The following is a 22,184-nucleotide window of genomic DNA, read 5'->3' as shown; positions in this document are numbered from 1 at the left end:
AAAAAAAGTCTTCGCCTAAGCGAAGACTTTTATTTAAATTCAAAATGTTCTTGATGATTGCCTCGTTCGTCCGTCCAGTTAATCATAATGTCTAAACTTGCCGCTTTTCCAGGAACAGCAAAATTCGCGTAGCGAAAACGCTGACCGCTTTTGCTTAAGTTAGACCTTTCAATAGGAGAAAACAAGCTGTATTTCGCCTTATTTTTTCCTTCGTGCCGAAAAGCTTGGACATGCACGCGCTCTACGTCTTTTCCAATGTTTTCAACGGTTAATCCATATGTATGATAGACGTTATTTTTCCACTTTAGCTGATTATCTCCCGTCATGCTCGCTTTTGTCAGTTCAACCGACCATTGTTCAGATGATTTCTTCATTGGAAGCTTCTCAATCGAAAGAGCGCTGACATGAATGGCTGCAAAAGCAAGCCAAACAAAACAAAAAGTGCTGACTGTATAAAATAGTCTTTTCATAGATTTTGATCTCCTTAGAAATTTTAGTAGTAGCATTTCCTGTTCACTCAAAAATTATGATAAACGCTTTAACAAAAAAAGCCTCTCCATTTAGGAGAAGCTTCTTAAATTAATGCATAAGCAAATCTTTTTGTTTGTCTAATGAGTGTTTTGTATATAAATCTCTTTCAATCGCATATTTAGGACGCTGTTTCACTTCGTTAAAAATCTTGCCAATGTATTCTCCGACAAGACCCATTCCCATTAGCTGCAAGCCGCCTACAAGCCAAATTGATAAAATAAGAGACGTCCAGCCGATTTGCGTATGATCTAAATATTTTTGAATCAGCGCATAAATACCAAACGCAATACTAAAGAGAAAAGAAGCTCCTCCAAGCAGCGTCAATAAGCGTATCGGCGCTACGCTAAAAGATGTAATTCCATCAAATGCAAAAGCAAGCATTTTCTTTAACGGATATTTTGATTCGCCCGCTGTCCGTTCTTTGCGGTCATATGTGACTTCCGTGGAGCGAAATCCTACTAATGGTACAAGGCCTCGTAAAAAGACGTTGCCTTCTTTATATTTCATAAGTTCACCAAGAGCACGTTTGCTCATGAGACGAAAATCGGCGTGATTTTGAACGAGCTGAATTCCTAGCTTATTCATAAAACGGTAAAACCCTACTGCCGTGGTTCGTTTAAAAAATGTATCAGTTTCTCTGCTGTCTCGAACACCATATACGACTTCATACCCGAGCCAATATTTCTCTATAAAAGTACGAATAACGCTGATATCATCTTGTAAATCTGCGTCAATGGAAATGACGCAGTCAGATTGCTTATGGGCTGCTTCTAGTCCTGCGAGCAAAGCATTTTGATGTCCTACATTCCGCGCTAGCTTCAACCCTTTTACAAACAAATTGCTGCAGCTTTCTTTTTCAATAAGCGACCACGTGCTGTCTTTGCTTCCATCGTCTACAAATAAAATGGTACTTTCACTTGATACAAGACGTTCATTTATCAGTTCTTTTACTACAGTAGTTAATTGAAAAGATGTTTCTGTGAATACTTCTTCTTCGTTGTAACATGGAACAACAATCGTTAAAATAGGTCTGTTCATGTTATTGCCCCCTTACTTTGCTTCATATACATACACTTTCCAAGCGGACTGTTTATCGTTAAACGCTTTTAAAAAGTGCAAACCGTCACTTTCAGCATTTTCGATTGGCACAGCTGAAAAGATATAGCGACCGCCCATTTTTTTAAATTGGCTGATATTAAGCTGCAAATGACGGATTTTTTTCGTTGAGTCTTTTCGGTAATCATATTTTTTCCCTAGCTCGCTAACAAACACATAGCAGCGGTTGCCCCAGTGATCATAGTAACTTTCTAACTTTTTATTTTTATCAAGCTCTTTGGCAATGATTTTGCGAAACTCATGTTTATACGTTAACGGATAGAAGTTGTTATACGTATCGAGCGTATAAAAGCCGTTATACTGAGCAATTGATGGATGAAGCCCAATGCTTGCTACCCGATAAGATGATTTAGGTTTCCCTATATATCTGCTGATTTCATCGAATTGATGGACAGCATAAAATTCTTTGACTGACGGCTCGTGATTGTAGCGATAATAAAGCTCAGGGTTCGCTATAAATAACACAAGCAGCTGTAAAATCAAACACACCCACACAAACTTTTTCCACGCCTTGCTCCGTTTCCATAAAACATAGCTGCCAACTGCAAACATCAAATAAATAATGAGCGGGCGTAAAAAATGAAATCTAGCAAAGTTAAACGTATTAAAAAGCTGATATTTTTCTTTTAACGGCTCCCATCCTTTATAAAACCAAAACGCATACCAAATCGACAGTAGTAGATTAAGGATAAATAACTGCAAAAACGTTTTTTCAAGCTTCCCCTTCTGATTCCGAGCAACGATCCAAAGTACGATAAAAGAAAGCGGTAAAATCACAAAGGTATGAAGCGTCATTACATGCGTATGCCCAAGCGTATAGTTCTTAAAAGCAAGGCGAACGGAATGTCCGAAACTTAGAGTAGAGCTTAAAAATTCATTTCGACTCGTCGGGGCCTCGGGAAATAAAAGAGAATCAACAAGACGGTATTCAATGAGCAGAAAGACAGCGGTCATCGCTGCAATACTGCTTAAAAAAGGAATATTCCAAACTCGTTTTTTAACTGCATCTCTTAGCCACAGCATTCCCATCGCCGTTAAAAAGAAGAAAAATCCTAGAACAAAGCTCGCGTAAAACGGAAGTAATAAAAGAGTAAGCCATTCCTTCCACGTTCCTTCGCGGTTTCGAATGGTTAAAAACGCCCACAGCGCCAGCGGCTGTCCTAATGTACTCAGCATGCCCGAAGGCCAAAATGGCGTAAGTGCAAAAGCAAGTGATACAAGCACTCGAATCGCATAAGCATCCTCACTTTTAATAAAATGCTTTTTTAATAATAAGTACATTCCAATTAAAGCAAATACGCGCGTGATCGTTTGGCTGAGACTGTACGCAAGCATGGTCGGAAATAAACCATACAGCCACTGAATACCGCTAAATTCTGTTCCAAACGTATTCCTCGGCAATCCATTAATAATTTGAGGTAATACGGCATGACTGGAGCCAAACAGCTCTCCGCTTCGATGCAGAACTTTATACCACGTAATATTTGAGTCTAAATTATCGTGCACGCGTATATGTGAATTTTCCCCGAGCAAAAACATAGGGGATACATACGCAAGCAGCAAAAGGAAAGCGATAATAAGCAATGTTTTTTCTTTATTCATAGCTGTTTCTTTCTTCATCTGTTAACACCTATTTCCATTTCATAATTGCTAGAAGCTAATCGTGTACGACGACTGCTTCTTTTTTTGTATTGAATACAAAGTATTTTTGACCCGTATAATTTAAAAGCGTATACAGACCTGTTCCGATTAATATACCGACGTCTTTTTTGAACGGACGCACAGCAGCAGGAAGTTGATGCAATAACCAGCTGGAGAACTGCAGTCCAATATAGTAAGACAAGCCGTAGCAAACGCCGATAACCAAAATAAAACGCAGTATGCTTGTAGATAAATGAACTCCGCTTTTAAACGTAAATATTCGATTTAACACGTAGCTGACGACTGCTCCTGCTGCGTTTCCGATAAACGTTGCTGCCCAGTAATGATGAAAAATATGAAGCAGCACATACATAATGGAAAGACCTACTGCTGTATTGACCAGCCCCACTACTAAAAAACGTACAAAAGATCCTTTCATACAAACTCCTTTTGATTTTTGATACTTTCATTAAAATTACATATTATGACTTTAAATACAGTTTCAGTGTAGCAACTCCACTTAAAAATCTAATGAAAATAACATTAAAAACAGATGAAAAAAAGCTAAAAGAATCAATAAAAATCAGGATTCTTTTAGCTATTTAGTAGAGCCTTCAATGATTAATTTTTGGTCGCTTTGATTGTCAAACGCATCCACTGCCGCTACTTCTATTTGATACGCAGTATGAGGCTGTAAACCTGATAACGGAAGACTTAGAACATCCGGAACGGGATCGCTGTAGTATTGAGAAAATGCATTATATGTTTTGACCACTTCTCCAGTTTGTTTATTTTTGACGGTAATGCGATAAGAATGAACCATCAGATTATCCACCGCTTGCGTAAACTGGATATACAGCTGATTCGATGAAGCTTTTTCTTGTATAACAGAAATAGTAGAGCTTGGGAGAAAAATCGGTTTTACTAAATCTCGTTCATTCGTGTAGTGAAACTTTTTTGCATCTGCAGGTATGTTAATTTCCCACGCTTCTCCTGTCCACTTATTTGCGTGAAAATCTCGCCTTTTAACGACTACTTTTCGATTATAAACCTCTACAAGAAGACCTTGACTCACATCTCGGTAGCCAGGAGGAAGTTCACCTTGTAAATATCCGGCACCAGGCCATATATACCGAACAGAAGACGTTGCAAGAGATGTAAAATCTCTTTGAAAAATAGTACGAGGATCGTCCAGCGGATGGTGGGTATGACCAGAAAATGTAATGACTTGCGGATAAGGTTTTAACGTATTGTAAAGAAGCTGTTCATTCACTTCTATCCCCCATCTGTTTTTCCCGTACAGTGTATTGTTAATAGGCTGATGAATAAAGACAAAAATCGGTTTTTTAGGATCGTCTCGCTTTGCTATCTTCAACTGTTCAGCAAGCCAGTTAATTTGTTTGACTGAATAATCACCCGCGGTCAGACGGCTTTCTGTTCCAAGCATGATAAAATGATATCCTTTTATCACTTGATGAAAATAAAGAGCTTTCATTTTAGTTTTAGATAAAAAACGCTGCTGCGCTTGCTGATTAGTTACGCTGTCCCTGTATTCATGATTACCAATCGTAAAAAGAGATACGGCCTGCGGCTGTTTATTTTGATTATAAATAGAAAAAAAGCGGTCGTATTCTTTTAACGCGCCGGTATCAGCCAAATCTCCTACTACTACAAATGCATCTTGTTTCGGTGCCTGTTCATTTAATTGCGTTAATGCATGTTGAAAAGTACGCAAATCAAGCGTTCCTGTTTCCTTAATATGAACATCACTGATCACAGGAAAAACTAGCTTTGGTTCGATGTATCCGCTTCGTCCGCTCTTCTCTTCGGCTCGTACGTTTAAGGTAATACCGCATATAAGAACACTTATTAATACTAAAGCGAGCCAGTCTTTTTTCAGCGTTTCCATAAAACCGCCGAGCATGATGCTTCCTCCTTTCTTCACTGCTGCGTCTCAGTCATTTTCTCTACGTGTATGAGCTTTTATTTTATGTAATTTCAAAATATCTAATCGTATAGTTTCAATATTTCTTTTCGTGTTTGCACACACTATGTTCACAATCAATTCATTACACTTTTCCTAGTCATAGTGGTATGATTTTCGTATATTACAGACTAATTGTTGAAAATGTAGGAGTGAATATTTTGAAAACGGTCGCTGTTATTGGAGGAGGAATTACGGGCTTAACCACTCTGTACTATTTGCAGAAACTAAAACGAGAACGTAATCTCCCGGTTAAATTATTATTACTAGAGAAACATGCCCATTTAGGAGGGAAAATCAATACGCGTGAAGCTGGGGAATTTATCATGGAAACAGGGGCGGATTCTATTGTAGCTCGAAAAGAAAACGTTATGCCTCTGCTAGAAGAGCTGTACTTAACAAACGATTTAGTATATAACGAAACGGGCAAATCGTTTATTTACTCTGCTAATGAGCTGCTTCCAATTCCTGAAGATACCATGTTCGGTATTCCAACAAGCGTGGAATCTCTTTTTAAAAGCGAGCTGATTTCTTCAAAAGCTAAAATTACAGCTTTAAAAGACTTAATCACTAAAAATACAACGTTTACGAAAGACAGCTCAATCGGACTCTTTTTAAAACATTTTTTAGGAGAAGAGCTAGTAGAAAAGCAAATTGCACCTATTTTATCCGGCGTCTACTCTGGCGATTTAGACAAACTTACGATTTCTTCGACTCTCCCGTATCTGCTCGACTACAAAAACACGTACGGCAGCATCATCAAAGGAATGGGAGCCAATGAAAAAAAATTCAAAACGGCAGGAAATAAAAAATTCATTTCGTTTAAACAAGGTTTATCAACGATTATTCACCGCTTAGAGGAAGAGCTTTCTGATGTAACGATTTTAAAAGATACGCCAACTACCAGCATAAAACGGGACGGTGAACGCTACCAAATCAGTACGCCGGGGCAAGCCTATTCAGCAGATTATGTGGTGTTAGCTACACCGCACACGGCTGCTCAGCACCTGTTGAACGATCCCGAATTAAACGAAGACTTTGAGCAGTTAAAAGATTCTTCTCTCATTAGCGTATACATCGGCTATGACGTTCCAGACGAATACCTTCCCGCTGAAGGCACTGGATTTATTGCCTCTCAATCAAGCAACTTAATCGCCAATGCCTGCACGTGGACGAGCAAAAAATGGGCTCACACTTCTAAGCGAGGGAATTTGTTAGTTCGCCTGTTTTATAAAAGTACGAGTCACCACTTTGACAGCCTGCGGACGATGTCAAAAGAAGAGCTGCTAGCAGTGGCACAAAAGGACATTGAAAACAGCTTAGGAATCAAAGAGGAGCCTATTGAAAGCGACGTAACCAATTGGGATAAATTGATGCCTACCTATCACCTTAAACACGGTGAACTTGTACGCAGCTTGACTCAAAAATTCCATGACAAGCACCCCGCTATTACATTAGCTGGCTGTTCTTACTATGGAGTAGGCATTGCAGCGTGTATAACAAACGGCAAACAAACGGCTGAAGCTATCTCTCAACAGTTGACTTAAAAAAGGTTTGAAAACAATAAAAGGCCTGAAAATAAATATATTATTTTCAGGCCTTTTATTACCTTTTCGTTAGCATATAAAGCTACTTTCCTTACTATTAACAACTCTTTTATCGCTTTTCTTTTTGCAAAGCAGCAGTAGCAAACAATACAAGATAGCGCTCGTCTGAAGTTAATCTAAGCCAATGTTTCACTTTATATCTCACAGGTTTCCGCTCCCTTCTTTCAAGGTTTTATATGAAAAGACTTTATATAAAAATTCAATAACGATAAGAAATGATGCTTGATATGTATTTTATTCCCACGCCCGCTTGTTTACAAACTTTTTTAAACGTAAGACTCTTCGTTTATTTCCCTGAAAATAACACCGTTTTCGCCATTATCATCTTACTATTTGAGAAAAAAGTGTACATTTCTTTCCTATTTTGACGAACATTGCGATAAATAAAAGCTGCCAATTGCGGCAGCTTTTATGTTAAAGGACTAATCTAATTATATTGCCTGATGGATCTTTTGTGATGAAATCTTGGTTTTCTTTAGACACAGCTGCTCCGATTTCACGAAGCTTATTTATTGCCTGCTCCCTTTCTTCTTCAGCTGAAAAAACAAGTGTAAATGACTCTAAACCAACGCTGCTTTCAAGAGGACTAGGCGCTCCAATTCCATTCCAAACGTTTAGTCCGATGTGATGATGATAGCGCCCAGTTGAAATAAACAATGCTTGATTATGGTAATTGCTCACAACCTCAAAACCTAATCCATTTCGATAAAAGTTTTCCGTTTGCTCTAATTCAGAAACGTGAAGATGAATATGTCCCATTAAGGTAGCAGAAGGTAATCCTGTCCATGGTTTACCGTTTCCTTCAGCTAATATCGCTTCTGCATCTAAAGGTTTTGTAGCCATTACTACTTCACTGTCATTCCATTCCCATGTACTTGACGGACGATCTCGATAAATCTCTATGCCGTTTCCATCTGGATCTGCCAAGTACAGCGCTTCGCTCACTAGATGATCAGACGCCCCTTGAAGCGGATAACCGCTATTTAACAAATGCTGCAGTATACTTCCTAAATCAGAACGAGTGGGCAACAATAGAGCAAAATGATATAAGCCTGTTGTACGAGGCTGTTTTGCTGTAACGTTTTCCGGCTGTTCAATCGATAACAGCGCCGTGCGTCCATCAGCTGTTAACAGAGCTTTGTTCTCTTTTCTCCCTAAAAGTTTAAACCCGATTATTTGCTGATAAAAAGCAAGTGAACGCTCTAAATTTTCTACTTTTAAATTTACTTTCCCAACAAATACATGAGGTGCACGGTGAAAGTTCATGATTATTTCTCCTTTTGAATATATCATTTTTTTATCAACTTACTTTATGTAACTTATTATATTTTTATAACTTTATTTCGTCAAGTTATTTATTTTACTATCATAACTTAAAACTTATATCACTGCACAACCAATTGAATAAGCCCGCCTGCTCATAACATAGTATGAACAGGCGGGCTTATTTATCATTAGGCATAAACTATCAAAACAGTTCTCTGCTTTTGCGTTTGACATTTCCATTAACAAAATACTGTATTCTCTCTTTTTGCTCATTTGTTGGTTTTTTATACGTTTCACATTCAAACTGAAAACATGCTTTTTCTAAATCGACTTCATTTCCTACAATTTCTCCAATCGCACTCAATTGGTTTAAATCTTGCCAAAGTTCCTCAGGAGTTTCAGGGTCAAAATGAGATGAGAGATAATACTGCGCATCATATTTTTTAAGCTCTCTCTGAATCCGCTCAAAGTCTTCTTTATCATAACTCCAGTCACCGCTATAAAAATCTGGACATAGACAATCACCTAAAAACAGGACTTTTTCTTGGGGTATGTAGACAATGGACGAGTCCTGCGCGTGTACTCCGCCAATATGCTGAATGCAACAAGTGATTCCACCTAGGTCAACTTCCATATGATGATGAAACGTTACGTCCGGCTCCTGTAAAATTAACGTCTCTCGACTCGGCATTTCTTTCTTGATCATATCCCGGCAAAACTCGATTTCCTCCCCCTCCTGGACGCGTTTATCCAAGGAATCATCGTCCCAGCGCAGTGTCTTTAAATAGGCCAGCTTTTTCTTTGTTAAATGATGGCTGATTGTATACTTATTCATTGCATGAATACCAAATGTATGATCCCAGTGCCAATGCGTAATAGCTACTCCTTTGATTGGAGGGACGCCCATTTTTTCCACTTCTTCTAAAAATGATGATGCATGCGCAGGAGAATTCCCGGCATCTACGATGAAACTATACTTCTCCCCGCAGATAAGCCCGAGCACCGGCCGATCCGTTTCTTCAGAATGAGGAAAGTAATAAACATGGTCCGTTAGTTTTTTCAGCATATTTACACCCGCTTTATGTAGTTTAATAAAAGCCTCTTTACCAAATGGTAAATAATGATAAATAAACTGTATCATACTCGGTGCTGCTTGCCTATCCAATTAGCTGATATTAGACTTTTCTTGAAGAGGCATGACTTTTTCCGGCTCTGCTGCTTTGTACTTTAAGAAGATCATCACACTAATCATCACAATCATTCCTCCCACTAGCTGAGAAACAGTTGTCATTTCTCCAAGCAAGAAATAAGCGAGAATGATGGCACCAATTGGCTCTCCTAAAATAGCCATTGAAATTGTTGTAGCACCTACGTACTTTAACAGCCAGTTAAATAAGGCATGACCAAAAATATTAGGAATAAGCGCTAAAAGCAAAAAGATCCACCAATCTTTTATGTCATATTGAGTCAGCGATACATTTGTACAAATATTGTAGACAAATAGAACCAGGCCACCGATAAAAAAAACGGCGAAGCTATAGATGATTGAAGGCATTTTCCTGCATAATTCTTGCCCCGCGAGCATATGAACAGAAACAGCTACTGTACCTAAAATAGAAAGTAAGTCTCCGTAAAGAGCCGTTTTGGTTACTCCGATATCTCCCGATGCAATAATTACCGAGCCGCTAACAGCAATTAAAATGCTGATGATTCCTACTTTGCTTGTTTTTTCTTTAAATAAAAAATAAGCTCCTATCACTACGAAGACCGGCTCAAGCGCAGTCAAAATCATAGCGCTAGCAACTGTTGTATGTGAAAAAGACTCCATCCAAAACAGAAAGTGAAGCCCTAAAAACACGCCTGATACAGCTAGCATTAGCCATTCTTTTACCGTGCTGTTTTTAAAAAGAATTTTCATTTGCCTCCATGGTAAAAACGGTAAAAATAAAAGGACCGTAAACAGCAGTCTATACATTCCTAAAATAGAAGCAGGCGCGTCCGACCATTTAATTAAAATAGAAGAAAAAGAAACGGCTAATACACCGATTAAAAGAAAGACAGGAGGCGGTAAAGGAAGAGTTGATTTATTCATGCCATTACTCCTTTTAGAATCTCTTTTTTCATATTTACTACGGGAATATCCACTCCGTCTCTATGTACGATTTCTTTTTGCTCTATGTAAAAGCCGATTGATTCATACAAAGCTATATTACGAAAAACACTCATTCTCACCTTGCATAATAAACTTTCCTTGCCACACTCTTTGGCGTATGTTTCTAACCATTGAATAAGCTGTTTAGCCATTCCTTTTCCTTGAAAAGCAGGAATAACAGACAGGCGATAAAAATATAAGCTTGTTTCTTCTAGCGTAAAACGCGCCATCGCTACCGGCTTATTTTCGACGTATAAAATGACAGCTTTTTTTCCGTGCTTTAACGATTGCATAATAGATTCTATTGTTTCATCAAGAGCACTGGATGGTGGGACAGAATCGCGATAGACGGAGAAGGCTTGCAGCATAAGATCATGAACTGTAGCAGCGTCCTCCAGCTGTGCTAAACAGTACTTCATAAATTTTCACCCTCTTTCTATAAAAATTAAGTATATCGAATTATTATACAACACCACCTATTTTTTTCCTACACTTTTATTGATTTTTATTAAGGAGAATAACCTCTTTTTACGCTTTTACACCTTCTTAACTTTACTCCATTAATCTATTAATTCATTAGCACACACTCTTGAGAACTTTTTGTCGAAATGGTTAAAATTCTGTTGGGAGGGAATCATCATGACATTTTCTTGGCTTATACCTTACATAGCCGTGTCACTTATCATTGTCTTAATACCAGGACAAGACATGATTTTCGTAATGACACAAAGTATTGCTTCAGGCGTCAAAGCAGGCATCAAAACCGTATTAGGATCTATTACGGGAACATTTGTACATACTCTTTTAGCCGCAGTGGGGCTATCTATTATCTTTCAAAAATCAATTATTGCCTTTACGATTCTAAAGGTTATAGGTGTTCTGTACCTGCTGTTTTTAGCCTACCAATCGTTTCGCGAGAAAAGCGGTCCGTTGGAATTAACAGAAAACGTTCAGCAGCACCATCACTTTAGAAAAGGATTTGTTAGCAACTTAACCAATCCAAAAGTAGCTATTTTCTTCATTACGTTCTTACCGCAGTTTGTTAATTCGTCTCTTGGACATGTAAGTTTGCAAATGATTTTGTTTGGTATCATCTTTATCGCCGAAACGCTCATCATCTTTTCACTTATTGCGCTATTTGCTTCTGGCCTTGGGAAAAAAGTCAAAAAAAGCCGTATCTTTCAGCACACATTAAAATATGCAAAAGGAACGGTTTTTGGCGTACTTGGCCTAAAACTTTTATTTTCTAGCAACAATTAAGTAAAACAAACTGAAATTTCTTTCACCCCTGCTGTTATCGCCTTTTCATACCCGCTTCATTTGTCATATCACCCTATTTTTCCATGTGAGGTTAGTTGACAAAAGACCAAAATTATTATTTTATATATATATAAGGTTCAGATTTAGCAACAAGATTCGACAAGGATAATGAAGAAAAACAGCGGGGAAATAGGGAGATCTATCTAAATAGAGGGAAAATTCTATAAATTCACGTTTTTTATTATTATTCTACTATAATTCATGAAGAGGTGAAACTATGCAAGAAGTAGTTCAAGGTTTTGTTAGTTCAATCAACGAATTTCTTTGGTCCTACTTACTGATTGCGATGCTGATTGCATTTGGTTTGTTTTTTACATTCAGGTCAAAGTTTTTACAAATTCGGTTATTAAAAGAAATGATTCGTGTATTAAAAGAAGGTGCGGATAGCTCTTCTAAAGACGGAATTTCGCCATTCCAAGCGTTTTGTATCAGTATGGCAGCCCGCGTTGGTACGGGGAACATTACAGGTATTGCGATTGCGATCGCTTTAGGGGGACCTGGTGCTGTATTTTGGATGTGGGTGCTTGCCGTTATTGGCTCAGCTTCAGCATTTATCGAAAGTACATTAGCACAAATATACAAAGTAAAAGACAAAGACGGCGGCTTCCGAGGCGGACCGGCTTACTATATGGAAAAAGGGTTAAAGAAGCGCTGGATGGGCGGACTGTTTGCTGTCTTAATCACTTTATCATTCGGCTTAATTTTTAATGCTGTACAATCGAACACGATTACTCTTGCGTTTGAAAATGCGTTCGGAACAAATCGTTTAGTGTTAGGAATTATTATGACAGTGGCTTTCGCTGCCATTATTTTTGGCGGAGTTAAGCGTATTGCAAAAATGTCAGAATACATTGTTGTGGTACTAGCTGTTGCCTATATTGCAGTAGCACTCTTCATTATTATTATGAACATTCAAGAGATGCCTTCTCTTATTGCGTTAATCGTTAAAAATGCATTTGGTTTCGATCAAATTGCCGGCGGTTCTCTTGGAGCAGCTCTTATGCAAGGAATTAAACGCGGATTATTCTCAAACGAAGCTGGTATGGGTAGTGCTCCAAATGCAGCCGCAGCTGCAACAACAAGCCACCCGGTAAAGCAAGGATTGATTCAAGCATTTGGTGTATTAACAGATACGCTTATTATTTGTAGTAGTACTGCCTTTATCATTTTGCTTTCAGGTACTTATACAAATAAAAATTTAAGCGGTATTGAGTTAACACAAGCTGCTTTAAGCACTCACATTGGCTCTTGGGCAACAGGTGCTCTTGCAATTATGATTTTCCTATTTGCTTTTAGTACATTAATCGGTAACTACTACTACGGAGAAACAAATATTGAGTTCTTGAACACAAATAAAGCTTGGCTAGTAACTTACCGTGTTGCTGTACTTGCAATGATTGTGTTCGGTTCTATTTCTCAAATTCAGCTTGTATGGGATTTAGCAGACCTGTTTATGGGCTTGATGGTAGTGGTCAACTTAATCGCGATTCTCTTGCTCTCGAAAATTTCTTTTGCAGCACTGAAAGATTATCTTGCTCAAAAGAAAGCTGGAAAAGACCCTGTCTTCTACCAAGACAGCATTTCTGGACTTGATAATATTGATGCATGGGATCATTCAAAAGATAAATCTAGCTCGAAAGAAGCGATCTAATAAAAAAAGCCGTGAATATTCACGGCTTTTTTTATTGTGCAAATTTACTTCTTTTTCTTTCTTCTAGTGAAGCAGTCTAAGACTAACCAAATACCTATAGTATAAATAAATCACGCCGTACGGAATCCAGTAGGAAAAAAATGTCCAGCCGAGATTCCATCCGTTTCCGTATGTAACTCTTTCCATATGCACATACGTTCCTTCTAAACATGTTGTAAACAGCGCAATAAGAAAAATAAAAAAATGAGGCTTTCCAATTCGCTGGATTAAAAAAATCATATAGCTAGCCAATACAGGATAGACGCCTAAATTAAAAGGCAGCGCTTCTAATGCTTCATTTTCTAAAGAAGTCCGGAGTTTCCAAAAACCATAATAGCTCCCTAATTCATTGATAACGATTGCTAAAATGCAAAAAGCAGTTCCTACTAAAGGCAGTAAACGACGATTTTTAGGATGTAAATAGAACGTGCCAAAAATCCAAGGTAAAACAAACGCCAGCGCTATATTGATAAGCAAAAATATCCGACCTTTTTCTTTCTAGTATGCCACACCGTTTCTTTTTCTAATCACCTCGTTATCTTGAACGCAGCAAGCGTAAAAGCACCTTATCCCTCGTCATTAAAACAGAGTGCTTACTTTATGATTACTATGGTTCCTCCCTTGCTTCTTCCATTTATTTTAATGAAACAAATTCAGCGTCTTTTTTCTCGTAATAGTTTTGAACTAAACGCCCTGATAAAGCAGCTAATACCTGCTGAAATAACATCCCCAGTACGACGGGTACAGCAACGGGAGCTGGAAAATAAGATACGGCTAACACGGCTCCGGCGCTAATATTTCTCATGCCTCCGCAAAACGTAAGCGTCACAACTTTTGCTCGGTCCCATCTTAGCCATTTGCCAATCATCCAGCTGAAGAAATAACCAGCTGAACTCATTAAAAAGACGATCACGATAATAAACAGCAGTTTTTTATCAATATGTTTTAAATAAGGTGCAATTACTCCCCCGTTTATCATAACCATCACACTTAGCCCTATTTTCGAAACAGGTGCCAACTTTGGTCCTAATGTCTGCTTAATTGTTCCTTTTGTATATTGATTTAAGCACATGCCTAACAAAGATGGAAGGACAATCATAAAACACAAATCTTTGACTAACTTTAGCGCTTCCAAATGCACGGTGTCTCCAACTACCAATAAAAGTGTATAAGGAACGATAAGCGGCGCCAAAAGAGTATCAATTAAAATAATGGATAGCGCAAGAGGAATGCTTCCTTTGTAAATCGAGACCCATATAAAACTAGTCACTCCTGTTGGAATGATCGCTGCTAGCAAAAGACCTGTGCTTGTAAATACATCATGTGGAAAAATCACTTGGCCAACGCTCCAAGCCCACGCTGGCATAAAAATATGTAAAACAAACAGGGCCATAATGATTGGAAATGGACGGTGTATCGTGGCATTTAACTGGTGAAAATTTGAATTCAAACTTCCGGCAAACGTCATTAATGCAAAAAGCCATGGAATTAAGAAGGCATACTGACTTAATGACGAACCGATAAGAACTCCTATGAGCAAGCTGACCGGCGTAATAAACGGCATCAATTTTTCTAGCATTCTATTCAATTGACTTAACAAAACTTCTCCCTCCAACGAACGTTTTCAATAAATAATAAGATACATTAACGTTTATAATATCACCTATTTATTATACAACTTATTTTCAGACTGTTGTCTGTCTCTTTTACTAAAAAGAGATATATTCATAATTATCACTTAAATAGATTTAAAGGTATTTTTGTGCTATTTTAATAGGGAAGAAGCTTTTAAAAAGCATGAATTTAGGGTAAAGAACACTCTACATAGAAATGCTTTCGATCGACGGATATAAATGGACTGTAGCACAGTTTTGGTAATTAGGAGGATTGTATGGATTTTTTGAAGTCTCTATCATCGTTAGATGATTGGAAAAAAATCGTGATTGCGATTGGGATCTTTTTGATCTTTTTAATTCTTCGCAAGCTTTTCACGACTTATTTGTTTAAGTTTATTATTGGTTTTGTCAAAAATAAAAAAATCAATTTAATTACGAGCGTTTTGGAAGCTTTTGAAAAGCCGCTGCGCTGGATTTTTGTAATTATTGGTTTCAAGCTTGCTCTTCCCTATCTTCCCTTTGATGTTTTAACAGCCGACACGGAAAGACATTTAGTTCGTTCAGCTTCTGTTGGCCTTGCAGGATGGGGCTTGTATAATTTAGCTGCTTCTACCAATTTATTTTTTGCAACGTTTGCCAAAAATTTCGATATCCAAGTGGATCGAATCATTATTCCTTTTATTGAAAAGTTCATCCGCATCGTTGTTGTTATGCTTTCTATCTCCATCATCGCAGAAGAGTGGGGTTTTAACGTAAACGGCTTTGTAGCGGGTCTTGGTTTAGGTGGTCTTGCTTTTGCCCTAGCCGCTAAAGACACCGTTAGTAATTTATTCGGCGGAATTGTGATTATTACCGAAAAGCCTTTTACCATTGGAGATTGGATTAAAACACCGAGTGTTGAAGGCGTTGTAGAAGATATTACGTTTCGAAGCACCAAAATTCGAACGTTCGCTCAAGCAGTCGTAACGGTTCCAAATGCTACTCTTTCTAATGAACCTATTATTAACTGGGCTAAGATGGGAAAACGTCAAATTGCCTTTCATTTAAACTTGAATTATAATACACCAAAAGAAAAGTTAGAAACCGTAGTGACAAGAATTAAAAAGATGCTGACGGAGCACGAAGAAATTCACAATGAAACGATTCTTGTAAATTTTGACGGCTTTTATGAATCCAGTCTAAATATCTATCTGTATTTCTTTACAAATACAACCGTTTTTGCTGATTATTTAGATGTAAAAGAAAATATAAACTTCGAAATTATGGACATTCTTGAAGAAGAAGGCGTAGAATTTGCTTTCCCTACGCGCACACTCATCGTTGAGCAGGACGGAAAGCTTTCTGGCAATCCAAAAGAATTTCTAGAAAGTGCTCGAAGCTAAAAAAAGCTGACTACTAAGTCAGCTTTTTTTCCTTTCTTTTTTAGTTTGAAATGAACATTTGAGTCCAGTAATGACCGTAGCTTCCACCTTTAGCGTAACCTACTCCAATTTCGGTAAATTGACTCGATAGTATGTTTTTACGGTGACCTTCGCTATTCATCCATGCGTTAACCACTTCTTTTGGAGTTGCTTGTCCAGCAGCGATATTTTCACCTGCTGTACTGTATGTAATACCAAAGTTTTTCATCATGTCGAACGGACTTCCATATGTAGGCGATGTATGACTGAAATAATTTTTATCAATCATATCCTGCGATTTATAGCGAGCAACGCGAGCTACTTCCCAATTAGACTTTAAAGGCTTAAGTCCTACTTTAGCACGTTCTTGATTCACTAGCTGAACTACTTGCTCTTCGTATGAACTTCCTGCTTTATCGGTTGGAATAGTAATTTTCTGTCCCGGATAGATCGAATTAGGATTTTTAATAGCAGAATTCGCTTCAATCAGCTCGGAAACGCCAACCTGATATTTTACTGCTATTTTCCACATCGTATCTCCCGATTGAACGGTATGTACGGTTGCTGCTTGCGCAGTGTTATTAAGACCAAAAGCTAGAGTGACAGACAACAGTGTTACTAATAAAAGTTTTGATAGAGTTTTCATACTTTTATTAAAGCAAATTGATTTTAAGATTCATAGCGGTAATATTATCCCTTAGTTCCATCATATTACTTTATCATCTTCCCAGCACGCTTTTTCCATAAGAAAGGCGCATTGCTCTTTTGCAATGCGCCTTTTTGTTACGAAGATAAAGCCTGTGACTGATTCATGTCTGAAACATTAACCGCTTCATCCGTGCTTTGATGCACCTGACGTTTTTTGATCACATCAATATATTGAATATGATGGCCTTCCATTTTCGTAACGGTAAAGTCATACTGATCAAAGCTAAGGCTTTCTCCTTGCTTGACGTCATATTTTTCCGTCAATACCCAGCCTCCAATTGTATCAACATCCGTATCATCAATTGTTGTGCCAAGCAACTCGTTAAGCTCACTTACTAATAATTTTCCATCTACAATATAATGATCGGGTTTGACTTTCTGAATTAATGGAAGTTCATCCGCATCAAATTCATCACGAATTTCACCGACAATTTCCTCTAAAATATCCTCTACTGTTACAATCCCTGCTGTTCCTCCGTATTCATCAATTAAAATAGCCATATGGATGCGTTCACGCTGCATCTTAAGCAATAAATCATGAATAGGAATCGATTCAATTACTTCAATAACAGGACGGATATACTGTTTTAAATTTATTTTTTCCTTGCTGTTGTTCATGACAATCTCGGTTAAAATCTCTTTCATATTGACCATTCCAATAATATGGTCTTTATCTCCATCGATGACCGGATAGCGGGTAAACCGCTCTTCTTGGACCATCTCAAGGATGTATTCGACCGTATCTTCCTGGTCAATCGAAACGACTTCCGTACGCGGCACCATAATCTCCTTGGCAACGCGATCATCAAAGTCAAAAATCTTACTTACATATTTAAACTCCGATTGATTGATTTCACCGCTTTTATAGCTTTCTGATAACAAGATGCGAAGCTCTTCTTCACTGTGTGCAAGCTCATTTTCTGAAGCAGGCTTTAGACCAAATAACCCTGTTATTAAACGAGAAGAACTGTTTAATAGCCAAATGAAAGGATAGGTTACTTTATAAAAGAGTATAAGCGGACGAACAAATAATAAAGTGACTTTCTCTGCTTTTTGAATTGCAAATGTTTTCGGAGCAAGCTCTCCGACCACAACGTTTATAAATGTAACAACCGCAAAAGAAATCGCAACAGATAGTACTTTTGTTAAAGCTCCGCTTATCCCTAGTTGATCAAGTAATGGGGACAGGAGATGCGAAAGTGTAGGCTCTCCTAACCAACCAATTCCCAGCGCAGTAATCGTAATACCAAGCTGACACGCAGATAAGTATTCATCTAAGTTTGAAATAACTTGCTTCGCAGCTTTTGCATTGCTGCTCCCTTCTGCTATAAGCTGATCCACTTTGGAACTCCTCACGCGAATAATCGCAAACTCGGTAGCAACGAAAAAAGCAGTTAATGCAATCAGTACCGCTAGTAAAATCAAGTTAAATATGTCCAATCAAGTTCCTTAGCTCGTTTAAAAACGAGTAAGGACTCACCTCCTAAAAAATAAAAAATTTGGATAAAGAACTCTATCCCTGTACTGATCACTTGGAAAAGTGCATATAAGGAGGAATCAAATGATAAATGTATAAACATTTTTATATGGAGCAAAACTGCCAGTCTTTCTTCCTTATCTCACGTTTCACTCGTTAATGTAGCAGGTCATTCTTTATTCAGCTGTTCTAGATGTGAAGCAATGGCTCACATCGCTTCATTTCATGATGTTGCTTCAGCGCTGATTCTCTCTTCCATTCATTTATAAAAAATTTAGTAGTTTACAATCTTTATAAAGTTAAAGTCTGTTAACGTCTTAAAAGAGCGATTATGTGATAAAGAGCGATATGCGTGAAGCAAATGTAGGTTTATATAATACTGTATTGTACGCTTTGACACTGGTGCATATAATGCTACTTCGCCAACGTGGTACACTGCCCCATCCAATCACCTCTATTTCCGTATATCTAAAAAGAATAAGGAATAATTATCCTATTTCTTTTTAAACTTATTGACTTTATTTTAAATGTTAAAAACTTTGCAGTCAAACGTTTTAGTTAGTCTCCTGCCCTTGCTATTTACTGGTACGGCGATTTTTAGCAGGTAAATAAAAGCTTGCTGCTACACAAAAAAAACCAAGGACAAAACAGATAATGGGGAGTTTCATACCTATTGCTTCAGCATAATAAGTGAGACTCCTTCCGTGAATAGGGACAAGATTCATTTCAAAAATCAAAGTCAAAACAGCTGTCACTTTGAGTGCAATACCAACAATGAAGAGACAAACTCTCAAGCCTCCACTCATATGCGCAAACATCCCTTCTATCCATTAGCGAATGGATGATGTACTACACCATATGATACATCCCTACACTTTATCACTAAATGCTAAAAAAGCGCTATGTCCATGCATAGACGCTTATAAATTTGCGACCACTTGTCCAATGGAATCATAGATAACCAAATCAAACAAATAATCATAATGCGTAGGTTCTTTATTAATCATCACCATGTTTGTACGATTGTACCGGCTCACAAGCAGCGGAATCTGATTAATCGGTGCTACTTCAAGCGATGAACCAAGCACGATGAATAAATCAGATGACAGCGCTGCTGTAACTGCTTCATCGAACTGATGAATGGCATCTCCAAAAAGAACAACATTTGGCTTTAAAAGGCGCTCACACGCTGTACATTGTGGGAGAGCTGACTGATTTAAATACGCTAAGTCATACTCTTCTTTACAGCTTGGACAATGAGCTCTCTTAATGGACCCATGAATTTCAAAGACGTTCGTGCTTCCTGCATCTTGGTGCAAGCCATCAATATTTTGCGTAATTACATGCACGGTTTTGGCTTCTTCTAGTTCAGCAATAAAGCGATGGCCCGTATTTGCTTTATACTGATGCAGCATTTTAATATGAAAAATTTCTTTAAACAGCGGCCAAAATTCATGAGGATATTGCTCATAGAAGTCAGCAGCTACTATGTCCACAAAGCTTTTATTTTGGCGATATAAGCCATTTTGAGAGCGAAAGTCCGGTATGCCCGACTCTGTGCTCATTCCTGCTCCCGTAAAAAAACAAATGTGTTTAGCATCATCAATGAGCTGTTTTAATTCTTTGTACTGTTTTACCATTGCATTTCTCTCCTATTTAACAATTAGCACAGGAATCGTTACTTGCTGTGCAATCTTAGAACTCACGCTTCCAAGCAGCATGCCTTTTACAGGATTTAACCCTCTGCTTCCTATTACTACAAGGTCAAATGAATTTTGATTAGCAAATTGAATCACTGTTTTAGCCGCGTCTCCGTGCATAAACGTAATCTCATACTCCACGTTTCCTTGCTTTAAAATTTCATCTGTTGTATGTATCCGGCTTTCACGTTCCTCATCGCGGCTAAGTGATTTTAATCTTGAATCACCCTCTACTGCATAAATGACCTGAATAAAACTGTTTTCCGTCAGCTGAGCCAGCTGAACAGCTTTTTCTGTTGCTTTAGCTGCATGCTCTGAGCCATCTGAGGCAAGTAAAATTCGTTTAAACATCACGCTTCCTCTCCTCTTTTGTAAAATGGTCTTCTCTCTTTACTATATCACTCGCTGTTCAAATGTAATCATTTTTTTGATTATTTCTATAATTTTTAAAATTATTTGTCTACTTTTATGATAAACTGAAAGAAAACTTGTACAGAGGGGATGGAACGATGTTTGGTTTTGAATTAATTTGCACCTTTTGCAAAGGACTCGGAAAGCTAGCCGTTATTCCTGGTATCGGTTACATGAAAACATGCAAACACTGCGAAGGAACAGGGATGCAATCAAAAAAAGACGAAACTCCTTCCATATAAGAAGTTTCGCCTCAGCCATACTGTGATTAGATTGAAAGCTCTTTAGATAAACGGTACATATCAGCATTGATATGGTGAGGTTCACCTAAAATTTCCATAATATCATAATCTACAATTTCATTTTTACGGATACCGATTGCACGGCCGCCTTTACCTTCTAGCAGAAGCTCGACTGCACGACCGCCGAAACGGCTTCCTAGCACACGATCTTGAGCAGTTGGGGAACCACCGCGCTGAATGTGTCCTAATACTGTTACACGCGTTTCAATACCTGCAGCTTCATGCAGCTGCTTCGCTACTTCATTACCATTGGCTACGCCTTCAGCTACTACGATAATGCTGTGCTTTTTACCGCGCTCTTGTCCTTTTCTCAAACGGTCAACCATTTCTTGGAACTCATCTTTTGCTTCTGGAATAAGGATTGTTTCCGCACCGCCAGCAAGACCTGACCAAAGAGCAATGTCTCCTGCATTACGACCCATAACTTCAATAATAAACGTACGTTCATGAGAAGTCGCCGTATCACGGATTTTATCAATAGCATCGATAACCGTATGAAGAGCCGTATCAAACCCTAATGTAAAATCTGTTCCTGGAATGTCGTTATCAATTGTTCCTGGGATACCGATACAAGGGAAACCAAGCTCTGTTAGTTTTACAGCTCCCATATATGATCCGTCTCCACCAATAACTACTAAGCCTTCAATACCGTGCTTCTTAAGGTTTTCAATACCTTTTAAACGCCCTTCTTCTGTTTTGAATTCTGGGCATCTTGCAGAATAAAGCATAGTTCCGCCGCGTTGAATGATGTCACCGACATCTCCAACTTCTAGCTTTTTAATATTTCCTTCTATTAATCCTTGATACCCTTGATAGATACCGTAAACTTCCATACCTTCATGAATTGCTTTACGCACAACAGCACGAACCGCAGGATTCATACCTGGAGAATCTCCGCCGCTTGTTAATACACCTATTCTTTTCATTACTTTCACCTCATCAAAGTCACATACATGACTACTATATTATAGTTCTACATTTTACCCGAGTTCGAACTTTTTGTGTAGTAATTCACAACATATTTCTTTGTTAAATTTTAAATGTACATACTTTTTCATATCTTTTAGTTATTTACCGTCAAATATTCAAAGTTTTTCTAGCAATATTGCACATCTAAAGAACCCTTTTAGTTACAGCTTTTATAAGACTATATTCACCTTTATATTTCATTTTTTTCATATATGTAATGAAATTGTAACGTAGAACACTGTCGAAAGATGATATGATGAATTTACTCAAATCAGGAAAAATTTTCAGGGGGTA

Annotated in this window: 22 protein-coding genes; 5 read left to right on the top strand and 17 right to left on the bottom strand. The window is 38.0% G+C overall.

The genetic code is table 11. The features are described from left to right. Positions 1–29: 29 nt before the first annotated feature. The 5 genes from AC0KUU_RS04660 to AC0KUU_RS04640 all read right to left on the bottom strand — a co-directional run bounded on the left by AC0KUU_RS04660 (position 30) and on the right by AC0KUU_RS04640 (position 5,212). On the bottom strand, positions 30–470 hold the full coding sequence (locus AC0KUU_RS04660) for a hypothetical protein (protein ID WP_043978306.1): 441 nt from the start codon (positions 468–470) through the stop codon (positions 30–32). A 109-nt stretch (positions 471–579) separates the two neighbouring features. Next, a complete protein-coding gene (locus tag AC0KUU_RS04655; RefSeq protein WP_043978303.1) occupies positions 580–1,569 on the bottom strand; it encodes a glycosyltransferase family 2 protein in 990 nt (329 codons plus the stop codon). Positions 1,570–1,581: 12 nt separating this feature from the next. Beyond that, on the bottom strand, positions 1,582–3,267 hold the full coding sequence (locus AC0KUU_RS04650) for a DUF6044 family protein (protein ID WP_097824431.1): 1,686 nt from the start codon (positions 3,265–3,267) through the stop codon (positions 1,582–1,584). 37 nt (positions 3,268–3,304) lie between these two features. Then, positions 3,305–3,727: a GtrA family protein gene (locus AC0KUU_RS04645; RefSeq protein WP_013084632.1), complete on the bottom strand. Its 423-nt coding sequence runs from the start codon at positions 3,725–3,727 to the stop codon at positions 3,305–3,307. A gap of 159 nt (positions 3,728–3,886) precedes the next feature. Next, positions 3,887–5,212, bottom strand: a complete 1,326-nt coding sequence (locus AC0KUU_RS04640; RefSeq protein WP_043978299.1) for a metallophosphoesterase — start codon at positions 5,210–5,212, stop codon at positions 3,887–3,889. Between the two features lie 221 nt (positions 5,213–5,433). Here AC0KUU_RS04640 and AC0KUU_RS04635 point away from each other — a divergent pair, with 221 nt between their 5' ends. After that, positions 5,434–6,819, top strand: coding sequence for a protoporphyrinogen oxidase (locus AC0KUU_RS04635; protein ID WP_162214867.1), 1,386 nt, complete (start codon positions 5,434–5,436; stop codon positions 6,817–6,819). 474 nt (positions 6,820–7,293) lie between these two features. Here the strand turns inward: AC0KUU_RS04635 and AC0KUU_RS04630 are convergent, their stop codons facing one another. From AC0KUU_RS04630 to AC0KUU_RS04615, 4 genes are all read right to left on the bottom strand, one after another. Next, entirely contained in the window at positions 7,294–8,145 is an 852-nt protein-coding gene (locus AC0KUU_RS04630) for a VOC family protein (protein ID WP_043978293.1), read from the bottom strand. A 202-nt stretch (positions 8,146–8,347) separates the two neighbouring features. After that, on the bottom strand, positions 8,348–9,286 hold the full coding sequence (locus AC0KUU_RS04625; RefSeq protein WP_043978291.1) for an MBL fold metallo-hydrolase: 939 nt from the start codon (positions 9,284–9,286) through the stop codon (positions 8,348–8,350). 24 nt (positions 9,287–9,310) lie between these two features. After that, complete coding sequence (locus AC0KUU_RS04620; RefSeq protein WP_043978289.1) at positions 9,311–10,237, bottom strand: DMT family transporter; 927 nt, start codon at positions 10,235–10,237, stop codon at positions 9,311–9,313. Next, positions 10,234–10,716, bottom strand: a complete 483-nt coding sequence (locus AC0KUU_RS04615) for a GNAT family N-acetyltransferase (RefSeq protein ID WP_043978288.1) — start codon at positions 10,714–10,716, stop codon at positions 10,234–10,236. The genes AC0KUU_RS04620 and AC0KUU_RS04615 overlap by 4 nt, the downstream gene beginning before the upstream one ends. Before the next feature lie 220 nt (positions 10,717–10,936). Here AC0KUU_RS04615 and AC0KUU_RS04610 point away from each other — a divergent pair, with 220 nt between their 5' ends. Further along, complete coding sequence (locus AC0KUU_RS04610; RefSeq protein WP_237074186.1) at positions 10,937–11,557, top strand: LysE family translocator; 621 nt, start codon at positions 10,937–10,939, stop codon at positions 11,555–11,557. A gap of 277 nt (positions 11,558–11,834) precedes the next feature. Continuing rightward, entirely contained in the window at positions 11,835–13,268 is a 1,434-nt protein-coding gene (locus tag AC0KUU_RS04605) for an alanine/glycine:cation symporter family protein (protein WP_043978284.1), read from the top strand. Between the two features lie 63 nt (positions 13,269–13,331). Here the strand turns inward: AC0KUU_RS04605 and AC0KUU_RS04600 are convergent, their stop codons facing one another. Together AC0KUU_RS04600 and AC0KUU_RS04595 are read right to left on the bottom strand one after the other, a co-directional pair. Further along, complete coding sequence (locus tag AC0KUU_RS04600; protein WP_097824437.1) at positions 13,332–13,784, bottom strand: CBO0543 family protein; 453 nt, start codon at positions 13,782–13,784, stop codon at positions 13,332–13,334. Positions 13,785–13,941: 157 nt separating this feature from the next. Then, entirely contained in the window at positions 13,942–14,907 is a 966-nt protein-coding gene (locus tag AC0KUU_RS04595; RefSeq protein WP_043978279.1) for a bile acid:sodium symporter family protein, read from the bottom strand. Between the two features lie 291 nt (positions 14,908–15,198). Here AC0KUU_RS04595 and AC0KUU_RS04590 point away from each other — a divergent pair, with 291 nt between their 5' ends. Next, positions 15,199–16,305, top strand: a complete 1,107-nt coding sequence (locus AC0KUU_RS04590) for a mechanosensitive ion channel family protein (protein ID WP_043976672.1) — start codon at positions 15,199–15,201, stop codon at positions 16,303–16,305. Between the two features lie 40 nt (positions 16,306–16,345). Here the strand turns inward: AC0KUU_RS04590 and safA are convergent, their stop codons facing one another. The 5 genes from safA to AC0KUU_RS04565 form a co-directional block, all read right to left on the bottom strand. After that, positions 16,346–16,969: a SafA/ExsA family spore coat assembly protein gene (gene safA, locus AC0KUU_RS04585; protein WP_078082276.1), complete on the bottom strand. Its 624-nt coding sequence runs from the start codon at positions 16,967–16,969 to the stop codon at positions 16,346–16,348. 137 nt (positions 16,970–17,106) lie between these two features. Next, positions 17,107–18,471, bottom strand: coding sequence for a hemolysin family protein (locus tag AC0KUU_RS04580; RefSeq protein WP_025750170.1), 1,365 nt, complete (start codon positions 18,469–18,471; stop codon positions 17,107–17,109). A gap of 612 nt (positions 18,472–19,083) precedes the next feature. Beyond that, complete coding sequence (locus AC0KUU_RS04575) at positions 19,084–19,314, bottom strand: YuzI family membrane protein (protein ID WP_016765278.1); 231 nt, start codon at positions 19,312–19,314, stop codon at positions 19,084–19,086. Positions 19,315–19,428: 114 nt separating this feature from the next. Further along, positions 19,429–20,148: an NAD-dependent protein deacylase gene (locus AC0KUU_RS04570; RefSeq protein ID WP_025750171.1), complete on the bottom strand. Its 720-nt coding sequence runs from the start codon at positions 20,146–20,148 to the stop codon at positions 19,429–19,431. A gap of 12 nt (positions 20,149–20,160) precedes the next feature. After that, entirely contained in the window at positions 20,161–20,559 is a 399-nt protein-coding gene (locus AC0KUU_RS04565; RefSeq protein ID WP_013058676.1) for a universal stress protein, read from the bottom strand. Positions 20,560–20,717: 158 nt separating this feature from the next. Here AC0KUU_RS04565 and AC0KUU_RS04560 point away from each other — a divergent pair, with 158 nt between their 5' ends. Further along, positions 20,718–20,861, top strand: coding sequence for a hypothetical protein (locus tag AC0KUU_RS04560; RefSeq protein ID WP_013058677.1), 144 nt, complete (start codon positions 20,718–20,720; stop codon positions 20,859–20,861). Between the two features lie 26 nt (positions 20,862–20,887). Here AC0KUU_RS04560 and pfkA read toward each other — a convergent pair whose 3' ends face one another. Beyond that, complete coding sequence (gene pfkA, locus AC0KUU_RS04555; RefSeq protein ID WP_013058678.1) at positions 20,888–21,847, bottom strand: 6-phosphofructokinase; 960 nt, start codon at positions 21,845–21,847, stop codon at positions 20,888–20,890. Positions 21,848–22,184 lie beyond the last annotated feature (337 nt).

Source organism: Priestia sp. ST2, from assembly GCF_055810735.1.
This window is presented reverse-complemented; position numbering and strand designations above follow the sequence as displayed.